We start from the raw sequence: 23,715 nt of genomic DNA, 5'->3' as shown, positions 1-23,715 counted from the left end.
TAACGTCGGTAACCCTTTAAACAAAGTTCACTCTGTTAACTCAGCAGCATAGGCGACCATGACTTAACGTGATATTAGATTTGAATGATAACTGTATTAAAGATCGCGGGGTGACCCCGCTCCTTCCTGAGGTATATTTTATCGCGGGATAAACCAGCCACATTAAATATTAAATGTTTGGCATTGGAGTAACCCGCTGACATACAAAGCTATTGGTACTGACTCTCGCCCCACAGCTGTTTTAATTCTTCAATAATGACTGGGTCATCAATGGTAGACGGTACGATAATATCTTCTCCATCCACCAGCTGGCGTAAGTTCTTTCTAAGTATTTTACCCGAACGGGTTTTGGGTAAACGCTCAACGACTCTAATAGTTTTAAGACAGGCAATCGCGCCGATTTTTTCTCGGATCAAGACTCTTATTTCCTCTGTAATGGCCGCTTCAGTGGTGTTTACACCATCTTTTAATACCACCATAGCAATAGGCACTTGGCCTTTTAACTCATCTTTACCGGCAAATACGGCGCATTCTGCAATAGCATTATGGCCTGCAACAATTTCTTCCATTTCACCAGTTGACAGTCTATGTCCGGCTACGTTTATTACGTCATCGGTACGGCCCATAATAAACAGATAGCCGCCTTCATCAAAATAGCCGCCGTCACCAGAGAGATAATAACCGGGGTATTGAGACAAATAACTGCCTTTAAAGCGCGTCGTATTATTCCAAATAGTGGTTAAACAACCTGGGGGAAGGGGCAATTTAACTGCAACAACGCCTTGTTGATTGGGCTCACATGTACTGCCGTCGACATCGAGGATCTCAACTTGATAGCCAGGTATGGGAACCGTGGCACTGCCCGCTTTTGTGGGCATCAGCTCAATTCCAACGGGATTAGATGCGATAGCCCAACCCGTTTCTGTTTGCCACCAGTGGTCAATTACCGGCAGCTTTGTGCTGGACTGTAACCAGTCGTAGGTGGCAGGGTCGAGTCGCTCACCTGCCAAAAATAAGGTTTTTAAACTGCTGGTGTTGTAGTTAGCCAATAGCGCCGCGCTCGGATCTTCTTTTTTAATGGCACGAAATGCCGTGGGCGCACTAAAGAGCGCTGCCACTTGATATTCTTCAACCACTCGCCAAAACGCCCCAGCATCCGGGGTTTTAATCGGTTTACCTTCGTATAACACGCTGGTGCAACCATAAATCAGTGGCCCATAGACAATATAAGAATGCCCCACAACCCAGCCAATGTCGGATGCTGCCCAAAATACTTCACCGGGCTCCATGCCGTAAACGGTTTTCATGCTATAGTTTAATGCCACAGCGTGACCCCCCTGCTCTCGCACTACTCCTTTGGGTGTACCTGTGGTGCCAGAGGTATATAAAATATAGAGCGGATGTATACTTGGTAAAGGCACAGCTTCAAAGGATTCTGGCGTATTTGCCACCATAGTCCAATCTAGGTCTCTTGGCGAAGACATCTGTGCTTGGTATGCTTCACGCTGTAGCACAATGCAATGTTCCACTTGATGCTTTGCCAACGACAAAGCTTCATCCAGCATAGGTTTGTATTCAATAGTGCGACCTATTTCAATTCCACAAGAAGCACTGATCACTAGCTTTGGTTTAGCATCATCTATTCTCACCGCAAGCTCATGAGGTGCAAAACCGCCAAACACCACGGAATGAATAGCACCCACGCGCGCACAAGCAAGCATGGCAACGACAGCCTCTGGCACCATGGGCATATAAATTACCACCCTATCCCCTACACTTACACCAAGTTGATTTAAGCCAGCTGCAAAATGGCTCACTTGAGAGAGCAACTCGCCATAGCTAATTTTGCGTTTGGTATTCGTCACTGGCGAGTCATAAATTAATGCGGTTTGCTCGCCTCGGCCTTGATGTACATGATGGTCAAGTGCCAAATAACTGGTATTCATCAAACCATCACTAAACCAATGACTTAGCCCCTCTTGGTCTTGGTTATGTCCGATTTTTGGTGGCGTATGCCAATCAAGCCGTGCCGCTTCGTTGAGCCAAAATGCCTCTGGGTCTTGGGAAAATGTGTGGTATGCCTGCTGATAGGTTGTTGTTGTCATAATAGGTTACTCAGTTTTGCTAGAACAGAGTAAAGATAGATAAAAAGCCGCCAAGTTTTGATGAGACTTTAGTCTTGCGAGGATGATGTGGATCAATGTTGGGGGCGTTAAATATGATTATGTCCGTGCAATACATGTAATCACAGCATCCTGAACAACAGTCATGGTAGTAAATATGACTACGGTTCAGAAATCCACTGAGATTTATACAACCAAATTTACCTATTGCTCGCTTTCAAGCTTTAGCAGCAGCGCTTTAATATCATCTTTTGCGCCAGTGATATGCTTTTTCAAAAAGTCACAGGCCCCTTTGGTATTTTTATCGCGGCACAGCTCTAATAGCTGGCGATGTTCCTCGGGCGCAGTTTTAATGCCACCGGCAAGAAGGATGTGCATGCGCACGTAGCGCTCAGAGTTTTTGCTGTACACATCCACCAACTCGCGAGTTTGTGGGCGCTGTGCTTTGCTGTAGAGTTTACTGTGAAATTCGGCGTTGAGTTTGCCCGTTGCCAGCTGTGTATCACCAGCGGCAGTGGCTTCTTCAAGTTCAGCTAAGATGGCTTCGGCTTCTAATAGGTCGCGCGCGGTTAACTTTTCGATTGAGTGACGTAATAGCTCGGCTTCTAACAATGCGCGTAAGTCAAATATTTCATCAATTTGTTCGGCACTTAAACGCGTGACTGTCGCACCTTTGTGCGCTTCAAAGTTAACTAAGCCTTCAGCTTCTAGTTGCAGAAGGGCTTCTCTAACTGGGATACGACTGACATTTAACTCATCCGCCAGTGCGGCTTGCCTTAGCGGCTCGCCCGCTTTGATTTCGCCAGTGAGGATTTTTTCACGAATTGCTTCAGCAACTAATTGAGTTCGAGTTTTATGTACAATCGCCATAATCTTTAGTAATTATTGTTTTATGAACCCATTATAAACGTATCTGAATGCAAATTGCATGTTTGTCTTAATTAATTACAGGGTCATGTATTGAGTTATCAGTGTCTGCGCAAAATTAGGTTTATGTTTATTGTACCGAGTTTCGCTTTATGGGTTACCTGTAAACGAACAAATATATTTGCTCTTCGTCATTAAGTCGAACCCAGCAATATCGCATTAGGAACGACCCGTATAACGATGACTTTATTAGTGAACACAAGTCTCTAGTGCGTAGTCGAAGCTTCCCCCAGCGTCTAAGCAGTTGTCAACCGCAATAAAATTACTGGTCAGGACAAAAAATACAACAGTACCGACTAGCGCTATGACCCCTAAAACCAGCGCTAGCTTGAACTTGTGCTTATTTGAGTTGATTGGTGAATTAGGCTTTTTATCTGTGTCTTTACAAACCATGGATACTATGACTGTTCCGATTATTGTTATGAAAAGCGCTAACTTATCACTCTATACATATCCACTCAAGCAAAAAACTCTTAAGTACCAACCTACAGCTCAACCTCGCTATAAGCATGAACACCGCCTTAAGTACAATACAGTAAAAAGCCCATAGCGGTACTATGGGCTTGGTTTGCTTAACTTTGTATACAAATTGGTCTTACGAATCGTTTGAGCGCTTCTAACCCTACCGATGTTGAGCGTACATCGGTTGATGACGGAAACGGCCCACCATGGTTCATGGTGGCACACACTTCAACGCCTGTTGGCATTTGCCCATAAATCAGTCGACCTACACGGTATTGTAGCGCTTCCATGATGTCTTTAGCTTGATGTAGGTCAGACTCAGTGCCGTGAATGCTGGCGGTGAGCTGTCCATCTAAGTCTGCGATTAAGTCTTCAAGCTGCGCTAAGTTGTCATAGCTCACCACTAAAGCACTTGGCCCAAAGACTTCTTCTTTAAGCCTTGCATCGGTTGCAAAGCTTTCGCTATCCGTCAGGAACAAGTGAGCGCTGGCGTGAAACGGCTGTGCTTGCTCACCAGCGCTCAACAACGTTACTTGAGGGTGTGCTTTTAGCGCCGCGATGCTGTTTTGATAAGCTTTTAAAATGCCCGGAGTCAATAAGGTATCAGAAGGCGCTCCACTAACACTTTGCTTAGCCGTCTCGATAAATGCTTGCGAACTACTACTTGGCACCAACCAAATACCGGGGCTAGTACAAAATTGACCATTACCCATAAGTAAAGACTGGACAAATTGTGCACCAAGCTCTGCGCCTTGTGCCTGAACTTTTTCAGGTAAAACAATTTGCGGGTTCACGCTGCCAAGCTCAGCGTAAAGCGGAATAGGTTCATGGCGCTTCGCGATGGTGTCTTGCAATGCTTTTGCAACACCAAAGGAGCCTGTAAACCCAACCGCTTTGATAGGCTTAGCTTCCACCAACCAATGCGCGACATCATACACTTTGGCTTGCAGCATTGAAAACACCCTGCTTGGCATATCACACTTACTTATTGCTGTGGCGATGGCCTTAGTCATTAGCTCACACGTTGCCGGATGTGCTGGGTGACCTTTATATACCACAGGGCAGCCAGCGGCTAACGCAGCTGCGGTATCGCCTCCGAGCGTAGAAAAGGCATACGGGAAGTTTGACGCACCAAACACCGCAACAGTGCCAATTGGAATATGCTTAAGCTGTGTTTTTGGCTTAGGCAGCGGAGTGCGATTTGGGTCCGCTTGCTCTTCTTTATCTAAACTGAGCTCTGCTAGGTTATCTCTCAGCGCTGCGGCAAATGCGTTTAATTGGTTGACCGTGCGGCCACGCTCGCCCTCAAGCCTTGCTCGTGGCAGGTTAGTTTCAGCCATCGTGGTAGTTATTAGTTCATCACCTAAGGCGAGAATTTCTTGTGCTATGGTCTCTAGAAACTCTGCACGAGCAGTCATCGACGTTTTACGATAAGCCTTAAAAGCCTGCTCTGCTGCATTAACGGCTTCCTCTACTTGTGCTTCACTGGCGTTAAAAAATGCTTGCGTTAACGATTCATTGGTTGCAGGACAAAACGCATAAAATGTTGTTGCATTTTGCGCAGCTTGCCACGCACCGTTAATGTAGCTCTTTCCTGATAAATTCATTGTTAGCTCCTGTTTTCTTTCAGTCTTAATGGCTAGAGCACCTGAAAACCAAATGCGTAAGGATCTTCGTCATCTACTGTAATGCAGTTACTCCCCGTTTGACGTGCCCAACCTTGAATACTTGGTTGAATAGCCACTTTTCCCGCGACCTCAGTTGTGCCTTCGACCTTACCGATAAATTGACTGCCTATGATGCTCTCGTGAACAAAGGTATCACCCTCTTTTAGCAGCCCCTTTGCATATAGCTGCGCCATTCTTGCACTTGTGCCTGTGCCACAAGGTGACCTATCAAGTGCTTTATCGCCATAAAATACCGCGTTTGCTGCATGACTATCTGAATGCTGTGGCTTGCCTGTCCATAACACATGGGAGGCACCGCACACGGTAGAGTCTTCAGGGTGGATAGGGTTTATTTGCGCATTAACTGCCGCGCGCACTTTAGGGCTCCATGCCAGTAATTCAGCGGCGCAACTTTGATCCACGCCAGCAAATAGACTTTGAGGCTCAACAATTATGTAAAAGTTACCGCCGTAAGCGATATCAACAGTAAGCTCTCCTAGCCCATCAACGTGGACAGGCACCGCTTGATACGCCAAAAATGCCGGTACATTATAGAGCCTTACCCAAGTCACTTTACCTGCATTCATTTCATAATAGGCATTCACGCGCCCCGCTGGAGTATCAAGTTTGAGTACACCCTGTTCTTTTGGAGTAATAAGGCCGCTTTCAAGGCCAAAAGTGACTGTCCCGATAGTGCCATGTCCGCACATCGGCAGACACCCAGAGGTTTCGATAAATAGGATTGCCACATCCCCATCAGCAGTGGTCGGTGGATATAAAAAGGCACCCGACATCATGTCATGGCCTCTGGGCTCAAACATCAGTGCGCGCCTTATCCAATCGTAGTCACGTAAAAAATGTTGGCGCTTTTCACTCATGCTCTCACCCAAAAGCGTTGGATGACCGCTTGTGACCAAGCGCACAGGGTTGCCACAGGTATGGCCATCAATACAATAATAGGTGCCCAAAATCATACGCTTAGTCCAAGTTAAATTGGCTTAAGTCAATTCGATTTGCCATTGCTTCATCGAACAAGCGACTTACATAGGCTTTTTCTTCTTGAGTAAGAGGTAATCTTGGCGAGCGAGTTACTTCACTACCTCGTCCAGCTAGCTGCTCGGCATATTTAATGCACTGCACCAGTGTTGGGATTGTATCTAAGCGTAACAAAGGTAAAAACCAACGCCACAGAGCGCGCGCTTCCTCAAAACGACCTTGCTCAGCAAGCCTATAAATAGCCACTGACTCGCGTGGGAATACATTAGTCAATCCCGAGATCCAACCCGTTGCACCAAGCATCAGGCTTTCCAGTGCGATGTCATCAACACCACCAAATACCACGTAGCGATCGCCAAATGCGCTAAACAGCTCGCTAATACGACGGGTATCTTCCGTTGCTTCTTTTACAGAAACAATATTGGACTCTTCAGCTAAGGTTTTCATGCCTTCGATTGACACGTCGACACCATAGGTCACTGGATTGTTGTAAATCATAATAGGTAACGCGGTGCTGCGCGCCACCTGTTGGTAATGATGAATAGCTTCACGCTCGGTTGAACGGTAGACCATTCCCGGCAATACCATCAGCCCATCTATGCCAAGCGCTTCTGCATCCTTGGCAAACTCAATAGCCAGTGCTGTTGTGGTCTCAGCCACACCACTAAGTAGTGGCACTCTATCACCTACCACTTCTGTTGCAGCTTTTAAGACTTGGCGTTTCTCGTCAGCCGTGAGTGAGCAATTTTCACCTACGGTGCCTAATACTATGATGCCATGAACCCCTTCGTTAATCAGGTTATCTATCATCGCTTTTGTGGTATCAAAGTTGATGCTTTCATCATCATGGAATTGAGTGGTTACCGCTGGATATACACCCTGCCAATTTACCTTCATGGTTCTCGCCTTTCATTAAGTTGTTTAGTTATTGTGCTTGCCATCATAGGTATATTGTATACAATAATCAATATTCAACTTGAGATTTTTTAGCCATCCACTCAAATGATTGGCTTAACTCTCTGTAGTCTTATGATTTATATGTAATAAATTTTTCTTCTTGGTATTTAAACGAGGCCTGATTGATGGCTATGTAGAAATACAATTTAAGATGGTGAGGTAAATCGTGGAAAATAATAATAACATTGCAGTAATAGGTGCTGGGATTATTGGGATCACCACAGCGCTGCAATTAACTCGACGAGGCCACGCTGTTACCTTGATCGATAAAAACCAACCCGCAGAGGGTTGCTCTATGGGCAACGCGGGGCATTTTGCCACAGAGCAAATATTTCCCATGGCAGATGCAGATATACTCACAAAGGTGCCTAGCATGTTAGTCAATCCGCTTGGGCCTTTGCGAATTGAGACTACTTCTTTGCTCAAAAATATTCCTTGGTTTGTACGATTCTTAAAGCAAATGAAAAGTAGCTGCTTCCATAAAGGTACAATCGCACTTAGAAGTTTAAATGAACGCGCACTCCCCGCATATCAACGTTTGCTTGGTGATAAGTATCATACACTTATATCTAGCAACGGCAGTTTACTGGTATTTGAAGGTGACGAAAGCGTAGCGCGTCAAAGCTATCACAAATACGCCGAGCAGGACATTTCAGTGAGCTTACTTACCGGTGATCAAGCCCGAGAAATGGAGCCGAGCCTATCAAATACTATTACCTCAGCACTGTATTTTGATAAAGTCGCGCATAGCACAGATCCCTACGCCCTCTGTTTGACGTTATATGAGCAGTTTATGCAGCTAGGCGGTACGTTCAAGCAAGGCTCAATCGATAATATTACCCACACAGGGCATGGCTATACACTTCACTCCAAAAGCCACAAGATAACCTTTAACAAAGTAGTCGTGGCAACAGGTGCTGCAAGTAAAACGCTCTGTGCGTCTTTAGGTTACTCACTGCCCATGATTGCCGAGCGTGGTTATCACAATATGTTGGCAGTGAATAACACGCTTACCAGACCCGTCGCATCAAGTGAACGAGGGTTCATTATGACGCCAATGACAACAGGGTTAAGACTTGCCGGTACAGTAGAATTTGCCACACTGGAGAGTAAACCCAACTACAGCCGTGCTCACGCGTTATTACATCATGCACGCATACTGTTAAACTCATCGCTGCCACAGGAAAATGATAACTTGTGGGTTGGTTTCCGCCCTTCACTCCCAGATTATTTACCCGTCATCGGACAAGCGCCTAATCATCACAACCTTTATTTTGCACTAGGTCATCAACACCTAGGACTGACCCAAGCCGCAATTTCAAGTGAATGTATCGCAGATCTTATTGACAACAAGCCCAACGACATCGATCTTACTCCTTTTAGTATTGCTCGATTTAATTAAACAAGGAGCACAAAAAATGAAAGGTATTGCATACCAAAGTGCGCAGCAAGCGCTAGATAACTTAGAAGATATGACCAAAAGCGTAGCACCGATTGGCGAAAGCGAGTATTTAGCAAGAATAGAAAAAGCTCAACACTATATGCAGCAAAACAACATTGATGCACTCTATTTAAATGCAGGTACAAATTTAAAGTACTTTACCGGTTTACAATGGTACGCCAGTGAACGTTTGGTCGGTGCTATTTTACCCGCCACCGGACAAGTCCAGTTTATCGTCCCATTTTTTGAAATTGGTTCTATTAAAGATTATTGGCTGATTGAAGGCCCTATCCATGCTTGGCAAGAAGAAGAATCTCCTTACGAGCTTGTCGCAAACGTACTTAACACACTCAATATTGATAGCACAGGTACACTCGCCATTGACGAAAGCACTGCGTTTTTTGTTGCTGATGGGATCAGACTCGCGGCTCCAGAGCTTTCGCTTATTAATGCAAAGGCAGTAACCGCACATTGCAGAATGCATAAATCGGCAAATGAAATTGCCCTTATTCAACGCGCAATGGACATGACACTTGCCGTACATAAAGCGACGGCATCTATGCTGTATGAAGGGATCACCACAACCGAAGTGGAAGCCTTTGTTAATGAAGCGCACAAAAAAGTGGGCGCACCGGGCAATTATTTTTGTATTGTGTTATTCGGTGTCGCGTCCTCATTCCCACATGGCGTGAAAAATCCGCAAACGTTGAAAAAAGGCGATGTGGTTCTCGTCGACACTGGCTGTAAGTTACACGGCTATCTTAGTGATATCACCCGTACTTATGTTTTTGGCGACCCCAGTGAAAAACAAAAATCCGTTTGGCAAATCGAGAAGCAAGCACAACTTGCAGCATTTAGCGCAGCCAAAATTGGTGCGAGCTGCGGCGCTGTTGATAAGGCCGCAAGAGAATATATTGCCAGCAATGGGTTGGGTCCTGACTATCAACTACCTGGTTGCCCACATCGCACTGGACATGGTATCGGCTTAGATATCCATGAATGGCCTTATTTAGTCAAAGACAACCCAGAGCCGCTTGCCGCTGGAATGTGCTTTTCAAATGAGCCTATGCTGGTTATTCCTGACGAATTTGGCATTCGCTTGGAAGACCATTTCTATATGACCGACGATGGCCCACGTTGGTTTACTGAACCTGCCCACAGCATAGACAACCCTTTTGGGGTCGAATAGCATTAGCAATAAATGATGAGTTGTTCTGATGAGTAACTCATTATTTATCATGATTGATTTGAGCACAGCTTAATTGGTATAAACTTCACACCTACAATTTACTGCGCCACAACTTATGATAGCAACGACTCCACCGCCACCCTATTACGCCGTAATTTTTACCAATATAAAAAATGAAGACGACGAGGGCTACGCCCAAACCGCGTCGAGAATGGTCGAGCTTGCTATGCTTCAACGCGGATTTTTAGGATTAGAATCAGCGCGTGAAGAAATTGGGATCACGGTTTCTTATTGGCGAGACCTGGAGTCAATCAAAGCATGGAAAGCGAATGCTGAGCACATTGAAGCGCAAAAAAGCGGTAATAATAAATGGTATCAAAGCTATACCACCCGTATCGCTAAAGTGGAAAGAGAATACAGCTTGTAACGGCACAGTAACGATGAGCTTGATACATGCTCAATTTTAAGGCGTGAACCTGACGCAAACAGCGTTAAAAATTGCTTATTTACAGCAACCAAATAACCTCAGCTCCGGGTAATTAATACCTTGCCTACATGGAGTTCACTTAATTGAGCGAATTAGTAATATAAGCCATCATCGAGATCAAAAAAAGGCTCCATAAGGAGCCTTTTTAAAACGATGGTATTAACTTACCAACCCGCTTTCTCTTTTAGTGCAGAACCGATTTCTGCAAGAGAGCGAACGGTCTTAACACCCGCAGCTTCAAGTGCTGCGAATTTCTCGTCAGCTGTGCCTTTACCACCTGCGATAATTGCACCAGCGTGACCCATACGCTTACCTGGAGGCGCTGTAACACCAGCAATGTAAGAAACTACTGGCTTAGTTACGTTGTGCTTGATGTACTCAGCCGCTTCTTCTTCAGCTGTACCGCCGATCTCACCGATCATCACGATAGCTTCAGTTTGCGGATCGTTTTGGAACATCTCAAGTACGTCGATGAAGTTAGTACCTGGAATTGGATCGCCACCGATACCAACACAAGTAGATTGACCGAAGCCAGCGTCAGTAGTTTGCTTAACTGCTTCATAAGTCAAAGTACCAGAACGTGACACGATACCTACTTTACCAGGCATGTGGATGTGGCCAGGCATGATACCAATCTTAGTTTCACCCGGAGTGATAACACCTGGGCAGTTAGGACCAATCATGCGAACGCCAGTTTCTTCTAGCTTCACTTTAACATCAACCATATCTAGCGTAGGGATGCCTTCAGTGATACATACGATTAGCTCGATACCTGCGTCGATCGCTTCAAGGATAGCGTCTTTACAGAAAGCAGCTGGTACGTAGATAACAGATGCAGTTGCACCAGTTGACTCTACCGCCTCACGTACTGTGTTAAATACAGGTAGACCTAGGTGAGTTGTACCGCCTTTACCAGGAGAAACACCACCAACCATTTGCGTACCGTACTGGATAGCTTGCTCAGAGTGGAAAGTACCCTGACCACCAGTGAAACCTTGACAGATTACTTTAGTATCTTTGTTAATTAGTACAGACATTATTTGCCCTCCGCAGCAGCAACTACTTTCTCAGCAGCGTCAGTTAGTGACTCAGCTGCAATGATGTCAAGGCCTGAGTTAGCTAGTACTTCACGACCAGCTTCAGCGTTAGTACCTTCTAGACGTACAACTACTGGTACGTTTACGCCAACTTCTTTAACCGCACCAATGATACCTTCAGCGATCATGTCACAACGTACGATACCACCGAAGATGTTTACTAGTACTGCTTTAACATTGTCATCAGAAAGGATGATCTTAAACGCTTCAGATACACGCTCTTTAGTCGCGCCACCACCAACATCTAGGAAGTTAGCTGGCTTACCGCCGTGTAGGTTTACGATGTCCATAGTACCCATCGCAAGGCCTGCACCGTTAACCATACAACCAACGTTACCGTCTAGTGCAACGTAGTTAAGCTCAAAGCTTGCCGCGTGTGCTTCACGTGCGTCTTCTTGTGAAGGATCGTGGAACTCACGGATTTTAGGCTGGCGGAATAACGCGTTACCGTCAACACCAATTTTGCCGTCTAGGCAGTGTAGGTTACCAGCGTCTGTGATTACTAGAGGGTTGATCTCTAGAAGTGCAAAGTCGTGGTTGATAAACATTTGCGCTAGACCCATAAAGATCTTAGTGAACTGCTTAACTTGAGTTGGGTTCAAACCTAGTTTGAACGCTAGCTCACGACCTTGATAAGCTTGAGGACCTACAAGTGGGTCAATCTCAGCTTTATGAATTAGTTCAGGCGTTTCTTCTGCAACTTGTTCAATTTCTACACCACCTTCGGTTGATGCCATGAACACGATCTTACGTGAGCCACGGTCAACAACAGCACCTAGGTATAGTTCATTTGCAATATCAGTGCAGCTTTCTACTAAGATTTTAGCAACTGGCTGACCTTTCTCGTCTGTTTGGTAAGTAACTAGGTTTTTACCTAACCAGTTTTCAGCGAATGCGCGGATTTCGTCTTTGCTGTCTGCAAGTTTAACACCGCCAGCTTTACCACGGCCGCCTGCGTGTACTTGACACTTAACAACCCACTTGTCTCCACCGATTTTACCAGCAGCTTCTACTGCTTCTTGAGGTGTATCACAAGCAAAGCCTTCTGATACAGGTAAACCATATTCGGCAAAAAGTTGTTTTGCCTGATACTCATGCAAATTCATGATGCTTTATCCAATTTTTTATACTAAAAAAGCTGAATATTTATGCAAATAGTCAGCTATCCCAAATTGCGCACATAGTATAGATCCCAAGGCTTCTGATGAAAACCCCACTTAGACCAAAGGCGCAAAAAAAAAGCTGTATGCGAGCATACAGCTTATTCTTTAAACAAATATTATACGTCTAGCAGTAGACGTGTTGGATCTTCAAGCAACTCTTTAATTGTCACTAGGAAGCCAACTGACTCTTTACCATCGATTTGACGGTGGTCATAAGAAAGCGCTAGGTACATCATAGGTAAGATTTCAACCTTACCATTTACTGCCATAGGACGCTCTTGGATTTTGTGCATACCCAAGATTGAAGACTGTGGTAAGTTGATGATAGGTGTAGAAAGTAGTGAACCAAACACACCACCGTTGGTGATTGTGAAGTTACCGCCAGTCATATCATCAACTGTTAGTTTTCCGTCACGACCTTTGATAGCCAGTTCGCGAATGTTCTTTTCGATTTCAGCAACTGATAGCTTATCGCAGTCACGTAGTACTGGTGTAACTAGACCACGAGGCGTAGATACCGCGATACTGATATCGAAGTAGTTGTGGTAAACGATATCATCACCGTCGATAGATGCGTTCACTTCAGGGAAACGTTTCAGTGCTTCAGTTACCGCTTTCACGTAGAAAGACATGAAACCTAAACGGATACCGTGACGCTTCTCAAACACTTCTTGGTATTGTTTACGAAGATCCATGATTGGTTTCATGTTTACTTCGTTAAACGTTGTCAACATTGCTGTTGAGTTTTTCGCTTCTAGTAGACGGTTAGCAATTGTCTTACGAAGACGTGTCATCGGTACACGTTTTTGTGTACGCTCGCCAACAGGGGCAGCAGGTGCTGATGCAGCTGGCTTAGACTCTGCTTTTGCTGGCGCTTTAAGGAAGGCGTCAACGTCTTCTTTTGTGATACGACCGCCTTTGCCAGAACCTTTGATCTTAGAAGCGTCAAGGCCTTTTTCTGCGATAAGGCGACGAACAGATGGTGTTAGTACATCTGAGTTTTCGTCAGAAGATGCTGCTGGTGCTTCTTCTTTTTTCTCGCTAGATGCTGCCGCTGGTGCGCCACCGGCTACAATTTTACCGATCACTTGTTCAGCAAGTACGGTATCGCCTTCAGCGTGAATATGTTCACCCATCACACCGTCTTCAGGTGCAACAACTTCAAGAACCACTTTATCTGTTTCAATATCAACTAAGTTTTGGTCGCGGCTAACCGCTTCACCTGGTTGAACGTGCCAAGTTGCGATAGTAGCATCTGCTACTGACTCAGGAAGTACAGGTACTTTAATGTCCACTTCTTTACCTTCTGATGCTGGCGCCGACTGAGGCGCTGCTGTTTTTTCATTTGATTGTGCAGGCGCTGCTGCTTCATCAGCAGCACCTAATTGTGCAATAACCTGTTCGCCAAGAACGGTTGCGCCTTCTTCTTCTGAAATTGCAACGATAACACCATCTTCAGGTGCTACGACTTCTAAAACGACTTTATCTGTTTCGATGTCAACTAAGTTTTGATCACGAGTCACTTTATCGCCAACGCTTACATGCCATGTAGCAACCGTTGCATCAGCAACAGACTCAGGAAGAACAGGAACCTTAATTTCGGTTGTCATCTCTTATTCCTTATTTCTTGATTGTTAAAGCGTCAGCAATTAACGCGTTTTGTTCTTTAGTATGTGTAGACATGTATCCACATGCTGGAGCAGCTGAGGCCTTGCGACCTGCGTAAGTTAAATTAGCGCCAGATGGAATAGCTTCCCAGAAATGATGCTGTGAACAATACCACGCACCTTGGTTTTGTGGCTCTTCTTGACACCAAACAAAATCTTTCACGTGCTGGTAGCGAGCCATGATCTCGTCCATTTCTTTGTGGGGGAACGGATATAGCTGTTCAACACGAACAATAGCAACGTTGTTCAACTCTTGCTTACGACGTTCTTGTAAAAGTTCGTAGTACACTTTACCGCTACAGAATACGACACGCTCAACATTTTCTGGATTGATATCATCAATCTCGTCGATCATGTTGTTGAACACGCCTTCTGAAAGCTCTTCTAACGTAGACACAGCTAACGGATGGCGTAGTAGTGATTTAGGTGTCATCACAATCAAAGGACGACGCAATGGACGTACCGATTGGCGGCGCAACATTGCATAAACTTGTGCTGGTGTTGACGGCACACATACTTGCATATTGTGGTCAGCACATAGCTGTAAATAACGCTCTAGACGTGATGAACTGTGCTCTGGGCCTTGACCTTCATAACCATGAGGTAGAAGTAGTGTTAGACCGCATAAACGTCCCCACTTTTGCTCACCTGAGCTTAAGAACTGGTCGAATACAACTTGAGCGCCATTTGCAAAGTCACCGAACTGTGCTTCCCACAGTACCAATGACGTTGGTTCTGCTGTGGCATAACCATATTCAAATGCAAGTACCGCTTCTTCAGAAAGCACCGAGTCATAAACCTCAAATACGCCCTGACCTTCACGTACGTTTTGTAGCGGAAGATAAGTAGCGGCATCTTGTTGGTTATGCACGACAGCATGACGGTGGAAAAATGTACCACGACCAGAGTCTTGACCCGTTAAACGAACATCAGTACCTTCGTCAACTAACGTTGCATAGGCTAACGTCTCTGCCATACCCCAATCTAATAGCTTTTCGCCCTTCGCCATTAATTTACGATCGTCGTATATCTTTTTCACACGCGATTGTGCTTTATGCGTTTCTGGGTAATTGGCAATCTTTTCGCCGAGTGCTTTGAGTTTTTCTAATTCAACTTTTGGCTCATATGGCGCGTCCCAGTCATGACCGACATATTTAGACCAATCCGAAGAATGCTTAGTTTCTTTTTGAATTTCTTCTACTACACACACGCCTTTATCTAAGCCGTTACGGTAGTCTTCAGAAATTTGTTTTGCATCTTCTTCAGAGAACACACCTTCACGTACAAGCTGCTCAGCATATAGCTGGCGAGGTACTGGGTGCTTTTTGATCTTTTGATACATCAGCGGCTGTGTTGCATTTGGCTCGTCCGCTTCATTGTGACCGTGACGACGGTAACATACTAAGTCAATCACTACGTCGCGCTTGAACTTGTTACGGAAATCAAGTGCCACTTGTGTAACGAATGCAACCGCTTCTGGGTCGTCAGCGTTAACATGGAAGATAGGTGCTTGAACCATCTTCGCAATGTCAGTACAGTATTCTGTTGAACGTGTATCTTCACGCTTTGACGTCGTGAAGCCAACTTGGTTGTTCACAACAATACGAATTGAACCACCGACACCGTATGCACGCGTTTGCGACAAGTTGAAAGTTTCTTGAACAACACCTTGTCCAGCGATCGCTGAATCACCATGGATCGTAATAGGTAAAGCCTTTGATCCGCTTTGGCAATTTAATCGGTCAAGACGAGCTCGTACAGACCCCATAACAACAGGGTTCACAATCTCAAGGTGAGATGGGTTAAACGCCAATGCCATGTGGACATTGCCGCCTTTTGTACCAAAGTCTGACGAGAAGCCCATGTGGTATTTAACATCACCAGAACCTGCATGTTCACCGTATTTACCAGCAAACTCATCAAATAGTTCTTGTGGGTTTTTACCCAATACGTTAACCAATACGTTAAGACGACCACGGTGTGCCATACCAATAACAGCTTCTTGCTGACCGCTCTCACCTGCACGGTGAATTAATTCTTTCAGCATAGGTACTAAAGAATCACCACCTTCTAAAGAGAAACGTTTTGCACCTGGAAATTTTGCACCCAAGTATTTCTCTAAACCATCAGCGGCAGTAAGGCCTTTGTAGATTCTTAATTTGGTTTCTTTGTCGAATTGTGGCTTAGCGAAGGTCGATTCTAAACGCTGCTGTAACCAACGTTTTTCTTCGGTAGACGTGATGTGCATGTACTCTGCACCGACAGAGCCACAGTATGTCGCTTTTAGTGCAGCGTACAAGTCTTTTAGCTTCATCGTCTCTTTGCCACATGCAAAAGAGCCGACGTTAAATTCTTTTTCTAGATCTGCGTCAGTTAAATCATGAAAAGCGGGGTCTAAATCGCGAACGCGTTCTCGCTCCCAAATCCCAAGTGGATCTAGGTTCGCGTTTTGGTGACCCCTAAAACGAAATGCATTTATTAACTGCAGAACTTTAACTTGCTTGGCGTCAGCAGAACCCTCTGTTGATACCACGACTTCTCTGTGTTTGTTTTTTGCAAGTTCCGCAAATTGCGCTCTTACTTCGGAATGTTTTGTATCAACATCCACACCATCAACTTTAGGTAGTTGATCAAACACCTCTCGCCATTCTTCTGGCACTGAAGCTGCATCATCTAGATACGCCTCATATAGATCTTCTACGTACGCAACGTTGCCGCCGTACAAATGCGAAGATTCTAGCCATGCCTTCATCACACCTTCGTGCATCTATTAGCCCTTTTATCTAGCGCAGAAACTCAAACGAAAACAAGATGGCAAGCGATCGCTTGCCATCTTAGCTAGTAGTATGTGTTATACCGAGCGGTTTAACAACATTGATTTAATTTGTCCAATTGCCTTAGTTGGATTAAGACCTTTAGGACATACGCTAACACAGTTCATAATACTGTGACAGCGGAATACGCTGAACGCGTCATCAAGATCTGCAAGGCGCTCTTCTGTTGCTGTATCACGACTATCAGCCAAGAAACGATAAGCATGTAAAAGACCCGCAGGACCGATGAACTTGTCTGGGTTCCACCAGAAAGAAGGACAAGACGTTGAACAACATGCACAAAGAATACATTCATACAAGCCATCTAGTTTTTCGCGGTCTTCAATAGACTGAAGACGTTCTTCACCACCAGTTGGCTTGTCGTTGATCAAGAAAGGCTTAACCTTCTCGTATTGCGTATAGAACTGACTCATATCAATTACTAGGTCACGAATTACTGGTAACCCCGGTAATGGACGAATAACGATCTTACCCTTACCGCCTTTCTGCACTGCAGAAATTGGGGTAATACAGGCGAGGCCGTTCTTACCGTTCATGTTTACACCGTCAGAGCCACAAACGCCCTCACGACATGAACGACGGAAAGATAAAGTTGGATCTTGCTCTTTTAACTGCATCAGAGCATCCAACACCATCATGTCACGACCTTCCTCTACTTCTAGAGTGTAGTCTTGCATACGTGGTGCTGAATCTTCATCAGGGTTATAACGATAAACTGATAATTCTAAAGTAGCCATCGCTGAACTCCTAGTATGTACGTGCTTTTGGTGGGAACGCTTCACGAGTCGTAGGCGCAAAGTTAACCTTACGCTTAGTCATCGAATCAGATTCCGGATGATGAACTGAGTGGCACAACCAATTTTCATCATCACGCTCTGGGAAGTCAAAGCGAGAGTGAGCACCACGACTTTCAGTACGGAAATTAGCAGCTACTGCTGTTGAGTATGCTGTTTCCATCAAGTTATCAAGCTCTAAGCATTCGATACGCTGCGTGTTGAACTCTGATGACTTATCATCAAGGCGTGCAAACTTAAGACGCTCGCGGATTTCTTTAAGCTCTTTAAGTCCTTCTGCCATTGCGTCGCCTTCTCTGAATACTGAGAAGTTAAGCTGCATACACTCTTGCAAGTCTTTCTTAATTTGTACTGGGTCTTCACCTTTACCGACCTCAGACGACTCCCAGCGATTGAAACGTGCAAACGCATTATCAACGTCATCTTTAGACGCATCACCTGTAGACTCAAAGTCATTCAAGTAAGTACCTAAGAAGTTACCAGCTGCACGACCAAATACAACGAGGTCAAGTAGTGAGTTACCACCTAGGCGGTTTGCACCATGTACAGATACACATGCAATTTCACCTACTGCGAATAAACCTTCTACAATACGCTCATCGCCATTTTCACTTACGCTAAGCACCTGACCATTAACGTTTGTCGGTACACCACCCATCATATAGTGACAAGTTGGAATAACCGGAATAGGTTCTTTCGCTGGATCAACGTGTGCAAATGTCTTAGATAAGTCACAAACACCAGGAAGACGAAGGTTAAGCATTTCCTCACCTAGGTGATCAAGCTTAAGCTTAATGTGCGTACCCCATGGGCCTTCACAACCACGACCTTCACGAATTTCAGTCATCATTGCACGTGCAACTACGTCACGACCAGCAAGGTCTTTGGCGTTAGGCGCGTAACGCTCCATGAAGCGTTCACCGTCTTTATTCAGAAGGTAACCACCTTCACCACGACAACCTTCAGTCACTAGTGTACCAGCGCCAGCAATACCGGTCGGGTGGAACTGCCACATTTCCATGTCTTGCATTGAAATGCCAGCACGAACAGCCATACCTACGCCGTCGCCCGTGTTGATGTGTGCGTTAGTAGTCGATGCGTAGATACGACCTGCACCGCCCGTTGCCAACACAACCGCTTTAGACTTGAAATAAACGACTTCGCCGCTCTCAATGTCAATTGCGGTAACACCGACTACGTCGCCTTTATCATTTTTAACTAAATCAAGCGCGTACCACTCTGAGAACACGTTGGTTTTGTTTTTAACGTTTTGCTGATATAAGCAATGTAGCAGTGCGTGACCAGTACGGTCGGCCGCAGCCGCTGTACGTGCAGCCTGTTCACCACCGAAATTCTTAGACTGACCACCGAAAGGACGCTGATATACGCGACCATTTTCAAACCGAGAGAAAGGTAAACCCATATTTTCTAACTCAGTGATAGCTTCAGGACCCGTTTTAGTCATGTATTCGATGGCATCTTGGTCACCAATGTAGTCTGACCCTTTCACCGTATCGTACATGTGCCATTCCCAGTTGTCCTCATGCGAGTTACCTAGCGCAACAGTGATACCACCTTGTGCAGACACTGTGTGAGAACGAGTTGGGAAAACTTTTGAAATAAGAGCACAAGTTTTACCTGATTCTGAAATAGCAAGTGCCGCGCGCATACCCGCACCACCAGCACCAACTACAACTGCGTCAAATTCGCGTACGTTATATTTCACTTAAACACCCCACAGAACAAACAGGCCAATAGCTACGTAAGCTAGTGCCATAAGGTTTAATACAAAGCTAAGGATAGAGCGGGTTGTTGAGTTCTTAACATAGTCAGTTAAAACCTGCCATAAACCAATACGTGTATGTACCATCATACATACTAGCGTGATCATGGTTGCTGCTTTCACAGCCAAGTTTGAGAACAACCCTGACCATGCTTCATAAGTAAGTTCAGGTGTGATTAACAGATAGCCTACGATGAATACCGCATAAGCTAGGATAATTAACGCAGTCGCGCGCAATGATACGTAGTCTTGTACGCCATCACGCTTCAATGTCGCTTGATTTAAGACCATATCCATACTCCAGCTAAAATTGCTACGATAACCCAAAGTGCTAATGCAATCTTCGCGCTATTGTTGCCTGATTCTAATTCTTCCCAATGTCCCATATCCTGAATCATGTGACGGATACCACCGATAATGTGGTAAGACAATACAGTTAGGGTGCCCCATGCGATGAATTTCGCAATAAAGCCAGACATCAGTTCTTTTACAAACTCGAAGCCTTCAGGAGAAGAAAGAGATTCAGACCAAGCCCAAATCACAAAGGTTAAAGCGAAGAAAAACGCAACACCGGTTACACGATGAAGGATCGACGCTTTAGCCGTTGGTGGCATAGATATAGTCGTAAGATCTAGATTTACAGGTCTTTGCTTTTTCACAGTTACTTGCCCATCTTTGCCCACAAAGGAGCTCATCTACTTGTTTTTATGAAACCCACCTACATATTGCAAATGTAGATGGCACACTCTAGATAAACCAATTAGGACACCAAAAAGTTCACTGGAGTGTAAAAAATTGATGTAAAAATAGGTTTACCCACAGACGATACGGTATAAAACCGTTGACAGTATATAAGGCTACGCGGCCTTTTACAATTCTTGTTTAGATAGAGACGCTTGCGAATTAGCGAATGGTCTAATATTTAATCGCAATAGAATATTTATTATACATTTATGCATAAATCACATAAAAATTGACTTTTAGCCTAGGTTATAAGTTAGAATGATCTGAATTTGCTTAACATTAGTATCACAACATAACAATCAGAATATTGTTATTAAATAGGAGACAAATAGATGGCAGATAAAAAAGCCACAGTCCATATTGATGGTCACGATCCGATTGAGTTACCAATTTACGAAGGTACAGCTGGTCAAGACGTAGTTGACGTTCGTTCATTAGGCGCTCACGGGCTATTTACGTATGACCCAGGATTTATGTCGACTGCCTCTTGTGACTCGTCTATCACTTACATTGACGGTGCCAAAGGAGTACTGCTTCACCGCGGTTACCCTATTGAGCAACTTGCTGAAAATTCTAACTATATTGAACTTTGCTACTTACTACTTAACGGTGAGTTACCAAGCGAAGCACAACTAGCAGAGTTCTCAGATGAGATCACTCGCAACACCATGATGCACGAGAAAATTGCTGCGTTTTTCCAAGGCTTCCGTGTAGACGCTCACCCAATGGCTATGCTGTGTGGTGTTGTTGGTGCATTATCATCGTTTTATCATTCAGACCTTGATATTTCTGATGAAGATCAACGCATGCGTTGTGCGGTTAAGTTGGTTGCAAAACTGCCAACTATCGCTGCCATGGCATACAAATACAACGTTGGTCAGCCGTTCGTGTATCCGCGCAACGACTTAAGCTACGCTGAAAACTTCCTGCACATGATGTTCTCTGTGCCAGCGGAAGATTACAACGTAAGTCCGGTACTTGCTAAAGCAATGGACCGTATTTTCATGCTTCACGCGGATCATGAACAAAACGCGTCAACGTCGACAGTACGTTTAGCAGGTTCTTCAGGTGCAAACCCATACGCATGTATTGCAGCTGGTATTGCATCACTTTGGGGCCCTGCACACGGCGGCGCAAACGAAGCTTGCTTAACGATGCTTGAAGAAATCGGCTCTGTTGACCGTATTGACGAGTATGTTGCTAAAGCAAAAGACAAGAACGATCCGTTCCGTCTAATGGGCTTTGGTCACCGCGTTTATAAAAACTTTGACCCACGTGCAACAGTAATGCGTCAAACGTGTCATGAAGTGCTTAAAGAGCTTAACATTCAAGATCCATTGCTTGACGTGGCAATGAAACTTGAACAAATTGCATTGGAAGACCCGTACTTCATCGAGAAGAAACTATACCCTAACGTAGACTTCTACTCAGGTATCATTCTTAAGGCAATTGGTATTCCAACAAGTATGTTCACTGTTATCTTCGCGATGTCTCGTACTGTCGGTTGGATTTCACATTGGAACGAAATGCTTTCTCAGCCAGGTCATAAGATTGGTCGTCCACGTCAGCTTTACAAAGGCTACACAGCACGCGACTATAAATCAAAAAGCGACAGATAATACTGACGTTTTATTGCAAAAGGCCGCTTAATGCGGCCTTTTTTGTTTAACTATGAACAGTTATTAGCTAAAATCTCGCTGCCAAATTAACTCAGGTACGTTATGACTGATATACATTCTCTGCGCGACGACTTCCCTATTTTAGACAAATCACTAAATGGGCAGCCGCTTTGCTACCTCGACTCAGCTGCAACTGCACAAAAACCGAACAAAGTTATTGATGTCATCAAAACTTTTTATCAAGCTGAGAATTCAAATGTACACAGAGGTTTACATACACTGAGTAAAAACGCGACAAATCGATATGAAGCCGCACGTGAAACTATCGCCAAATTTTTAAATGTTTCTGCAAAAGAAATTGTCTGGACCAGTGGTGCCACAGAATCACTAAACTTTTTGGCTCATGGCCTCAGCCAAGCATTAAATGAAAACAGTAAAATAGCGATCAGCCCATTTGAGCATCATGCTAACATCGTGCCTTGGCAAGAAGCATGTAAGCGTACCGGCGCACAGTTGTTAGTGTTGCCTATGCTTGAAAATGGTGTGCTTGATGAAGCGGGTGCTATCTCGCTATTGCAAACACATAAACCAGATATCTTATCGATAGGACATGTTTCTAATGCGCTTGGTAATATACACCCCATCGAATCTCTTATAAAAGCTTGTAAAACGCTTGGTACGAAGACAGTCATAGATGGCGCACAGTCTTTTATGCACTTGCGGCCTGATTTGGTAGCATTGGATTGCGACTTTTATGTTTTTTCTGCTCACAAGGCGTTGGGGCCTACAGGTGTTGGAGGATTATATGGTCGATATAATTTGCTCAATACCCTGCCCGTATATAAAACGGGAGGAGAAATGATCCAAGAGGTAACGTTTGCACACTCCACTTATCGTGATGCTCCTGGTAAATTTGAACCTGGCACGCCTAATATCTCTGGCGTCATAGGATTGGCCGCTGCGGTTGATTACTTGAACAACATTAGCCCGTCGGCACTTCAGCGCTACGAACGAGCCCTCTATCAGTCCCTTTTACAACAGTTAAACCAAATTAAAGGCGTAACCGTGTATGGTGACACGCAGAACAACGTGGGGATTGTCAGTTTTAATTACAAAAATGAGCATCACTATGACCTTGCTACACTACTCAACACCTATGGTGTCGCCGTCAGAAGCGGACATCATTGTGCTCAACCGTTGATGAACATGCTTAATGTCAATGGAACAGTGCGAGCAAGTTTAGCATTTTACAATAACGAAGCTGATGTCGAGCATTTTATTAATGCCTTAAAAGCCACAATTGAATTACTAGATTAAACGATGAATATTGAAAATATCACAAAAAAGTTATCAGAAAGTCATGGCTGGCAAGCCAAGTACCGAGAAATAATGCTTTTTGGTAAACAACTTCCTGAACTTCCAGAGGCACTAAAAGTTGGATCTGCATTAGTATCGGGCTGTGACAGTAAAGTGTGGTTATACGTCGACTTAGACGAAAGTGCACAACAGCTTGTGCTTATTGCAGATTCAGATACACGTATCGTGAAAGGATTACTTGCAATTATCATCGCAGCATATGCAGGGAAAACACCGGAACAGGCAAGCCAATTTAGTGCTTATACGCTTTTTGAGTCCTTAGGATTAATCAGCCATTTAAGCCCTTCAAGAGGCAATGGTATACGGGCGATTGTCGACCAGATCCAGATGCAAGCAAATAGGTTAGCGTAATACTAACCTGAGCTGCGGACAGTTAACAACATAAGCG

The 23,715-nt window shown here is 44.6% G+C and carries 19 protein-coding genes; 6 read left to right on the top strand and 13 right to left on the bottom strand.

What is annotated here, in order from left to right:
- Positions 1-209: 209 nt before the first annotated feature.
- From F9Y84_RS05795 to F9Y84_RS05775, 5 genes are all read right to left on the bottom strand, one after another.
- Positions 210-2,105 (bottom strand): propionyl-CoA synthetase, encoded by a 1,896-nt coding sequence (locus tag F9Y84_RS05795; RefSeq protein ID WP_147389632.1) that lies wholly within the window; start codon positions 2,103-2,105, stop codon positions 210-212.
- 222 nt (positions 2,106-2,327) lie between these two features.
- The gene (locus tag F9Y84_RS05790) at positions 2,328-2,993 is read right to left on the bottom strand and encodes a GntR family transcriptional regulator (RefSeq protein ID WP_128731358.1); all 666 of its coding nucleotides are present in this window, start codon (positions 2,991-2,993) and stop codon (positions 2,328-2,330) included.
- Positions 2,994-3,622: 629 nt separating this feature from the next.
- Positions 3,623-5,119 carry an aldehyde dehydrogenase (NADP(+)) gene (locus F9Y84_RS05785; protein ID WP_147389634.1) on the bottom strand — a complete coding sequence of 499 codons (1,497 nt, stop codon included), beginning with the start codon at positions 5,117-5,119 and terminating at the stop codon, positions 3,623-3,625.
- Positions 5,120-5,151: 32 nt separating this feature from the next.
- Complete coding sequence (locus tag F9Y84_RS05780; protein ID WP_125252754.1) at positions 5,152-6,153, bottom strand: 4-hydroxyproline epimerase; 1,002 nt, start codon at positions 6,151-6,153, stop codon at positions 5,152-5,154.
- A 4-nt stretch (positions 6,154-6,157) separates the two neighbouring features.
- The gene (locus F9Y84_RS05775) at positions 6,158-7,072 is read right to left on the bottom strand and encodes a dihydrodipicolinate synthase family protein (protein WP_147389635.1); all 915 of its coding nucleotides are present in this window, start codon (positions 7,070-7,072) and stop codon (positions 6,158-6,160) included.
- A 226-nt stretch (positions 7,073-7,298) separates the two neighbouring features.
- On the opposite strand from F9Y84_RS05775, the gene F9Y84_RS05770 reads away from it, so the two are divergent.
- The 3 genes from F9Y84_RS05770 (at position 7,299) to F9Y84_RS05760 (ending at position 10,189) form a co-directional block, all read left to right on the top strand.
- Positions 7,299-8,534, top strand: a complete 1,236-nt coding sequence (locus F9Y84_RS05770) for an NAD(P)/FAD-dependent oxidoreductase (protein WP_147389636.1) — start codon at positions 7,299-7,301, stop codon at positions 8,532-8,534.
- 16 nt (positions 8,535-8,550) lie between these two features.
- Positions 8,551-9,762 (top strand): M24 family metallopeptidase, encoded by a 1,212-nt coding sequence (locus F9Y84_RS05765; RefSeq protein WP_147389637.1) that lies wholly within the window; start codon positions 8,551-8,553, stop codon positions 9,760-9,762.
- Positions 9,763-9,877: 115 nt separating this feature from the next.
- On the top strand, positions 9,878-10,189 hold the full coding sequence (locus F9Y84_RS05760; protein WP_125252750.1) for an antibiotic biosynthesis monooxygenase family protein: 312 nt from the start codon (positions 9,878-9,880) through the stop codon (positions 10,187-10,189).
- Positions 10,190-10,413: 224 nt separating this feature from the next.
- Here F9Y84_RS05760 and sucD read toward each other — a convergent pair whose 3' ends face one another.
- From sucD to sdhC, 8 genes are all read right to left on the bottom strand, one after another.
- Positions 10,414-11,286 carry a succinate--CoA ligase subunit alpha gene (gene sucD, locus F9Y84_RS05755; RefSeq protein WP_099641555.1) on the bottom strand — a complete coding sequence of 291 codons (873 nt, stop codon included), beginning with the start codon at positions 11,284-11,286 and terminating at the stop codon, positions 10,414-10,416.
- Positions 11,286-12,452: an ADP-forming succinate--CoA ligase subunit beta gene (gene sucC, locus F9Y84_RS05750; protein ID WP_010371452.1), complete on the bottom strand. Its 1,167-nt coding sequence runs from the start codon at positions 12,450-12,452 to the stop codon at positions 11,286-11,288. The genes sucD and sucC overlap by 1 nt, the downstream gene beginning before the upstream one ends.
- A gap of 173 nt (positions 12,453-12,625) precedes the next feature.
- A complete protein-coding gene (gene odhB / locus F9Y84_RS05745; RefSeq protein ID WP_128731350.1) occupies positions 12,626-14,119 on the bottom strand; it encodes a 2-oxoglutarate dehydrogenase complex dihydrolipoyllysine-residue succinyltransferase in 1,494 nt (497 codons plus the stop codon).
- A 10-nt stretch (positions 14,120-14,129) separates the two neighbouring features.
- A complete protein-coding gene (sucA, locus tag F9Y84_RS05740; RefSeq protein ID WP_147389638.1) occupies positions 14,130-16,943 on the bottom strand; it encodes a 2-oxoglutarate dehydrogenase E1 component in 2,814 nt (937 codons plus the stop codon).
- An 84-nt stretch (positions 16,944-17,027) separates the two neighbouring features.
- Complete coding sequence (locus F9Y84_RS05735; protein ID WP_125252747.1) at positions 17,028-17,747, bottom strand: succinate dehydrogenase iron-sulfur subunit; 720 nt, start codon at positions 17,745-17,747, stop codon at positions 17,028-17,030.
- 10 nt (positions 17,748-17,757) lie between these two features.
- The gene (gene sdhA / locus F9Y84_RS05730; RefSeq protein ID WP_125252746.1) at positions 17,758-19,530 is read right to left on the bottom strand and encodes a succinate dehydrogenase flavoprotein subunit; all 1,773 of its coding nucleotides are present in this window, start codon (positions 19,528-19,530) and stop codon (positions 17,758-17,760) included.
- The gene (sdhD, locus tag F9Y84_RS05725) at positions 19,531-19,878 is read right to left on the bottom strand and encodes a succinate dehydrogenase, hydrophobic membrane anchor protein (RefSeq protein ID WP_128731348.1); all 348 of its coding nucleotides are present in this window, start codon (positions 19,876-19,878) and stop codon (positions 19,531-19,533) included.
- A complete protein-coding gene (sdhC, locus tag F9Y84_RS05720; RefSeq protein ID WP_125252744.1) occupies positions 19,869-20,246 on the bottom strand; it encodes a succinate dehydrogenase, cytochrome b556 subunit in 378 nt (125 codons plus the stop codon). The genes sdhD and sdhC overlap by 10 nt, the downstream gene beginning before the upstream one ends.
- Positions 20,247-20,663: 417 nt before the next feature.
- Here sdhC and F9Y84_RS05715 point away from each other — a divergent pair, with 417 nt between their 5' ends.
- From F9Y84_RS05715 to F9Y84_RS05705, 3 genes are all read left to right on the top strand, one after another.
- Positions 20,664-21,950 carry a citrate synthase gene (locus tag F9Y84_RS05715; protein WP_147389639.1) on the top strand — a complete coding sequence of 429 codons (1,287 nt, stop codon included), beginning with the start codon at positions 20,664-20,666 and terminating at the stop codon, positions 21,948-21,950.
- A 102-nt stretch (positions 21,951-22,052) separates the two neighbouring features.
- A complete protein-coding gene (locus tag F9Y84_RS05710) occupies positions 22,053-23,267 on the top strand; it encodes an aminotransferase class V-fold PLP-dependent enzyme (RefSeq protein WP_147389640.1) in 1,215 nt (404 codons plus the stop codon).
- 3 nt (positions 23,268-23,270) lie between these two features.
- Positions 23,271-23,678, top strand: a complete 408-nt coding sequence (locus F9Y84_RS05705; protein WP_125252741.1) for a SufE family protein — start codon at positions 23,271-23,273, stop codon at positions 23,676-23,678.
- Positions 23,679-23,715 lie beyond the last annotated feature (37 nt).

Source organism: Pseudoalteromonas peptidolytica (assembly GCF_012641745.1).
Lineage (GTDB): Bacteria > Pseudomonadota > Gammaproteobacteria > Enterobacterales > Alteromonadaceae > Pseudoalteromonas > Pseudoalteromonas peptidolytica.
Note: the sequence above shows the minus strand (reverse complement) of the source record. Positions and strands in the feature narration are given on the sequence as shown.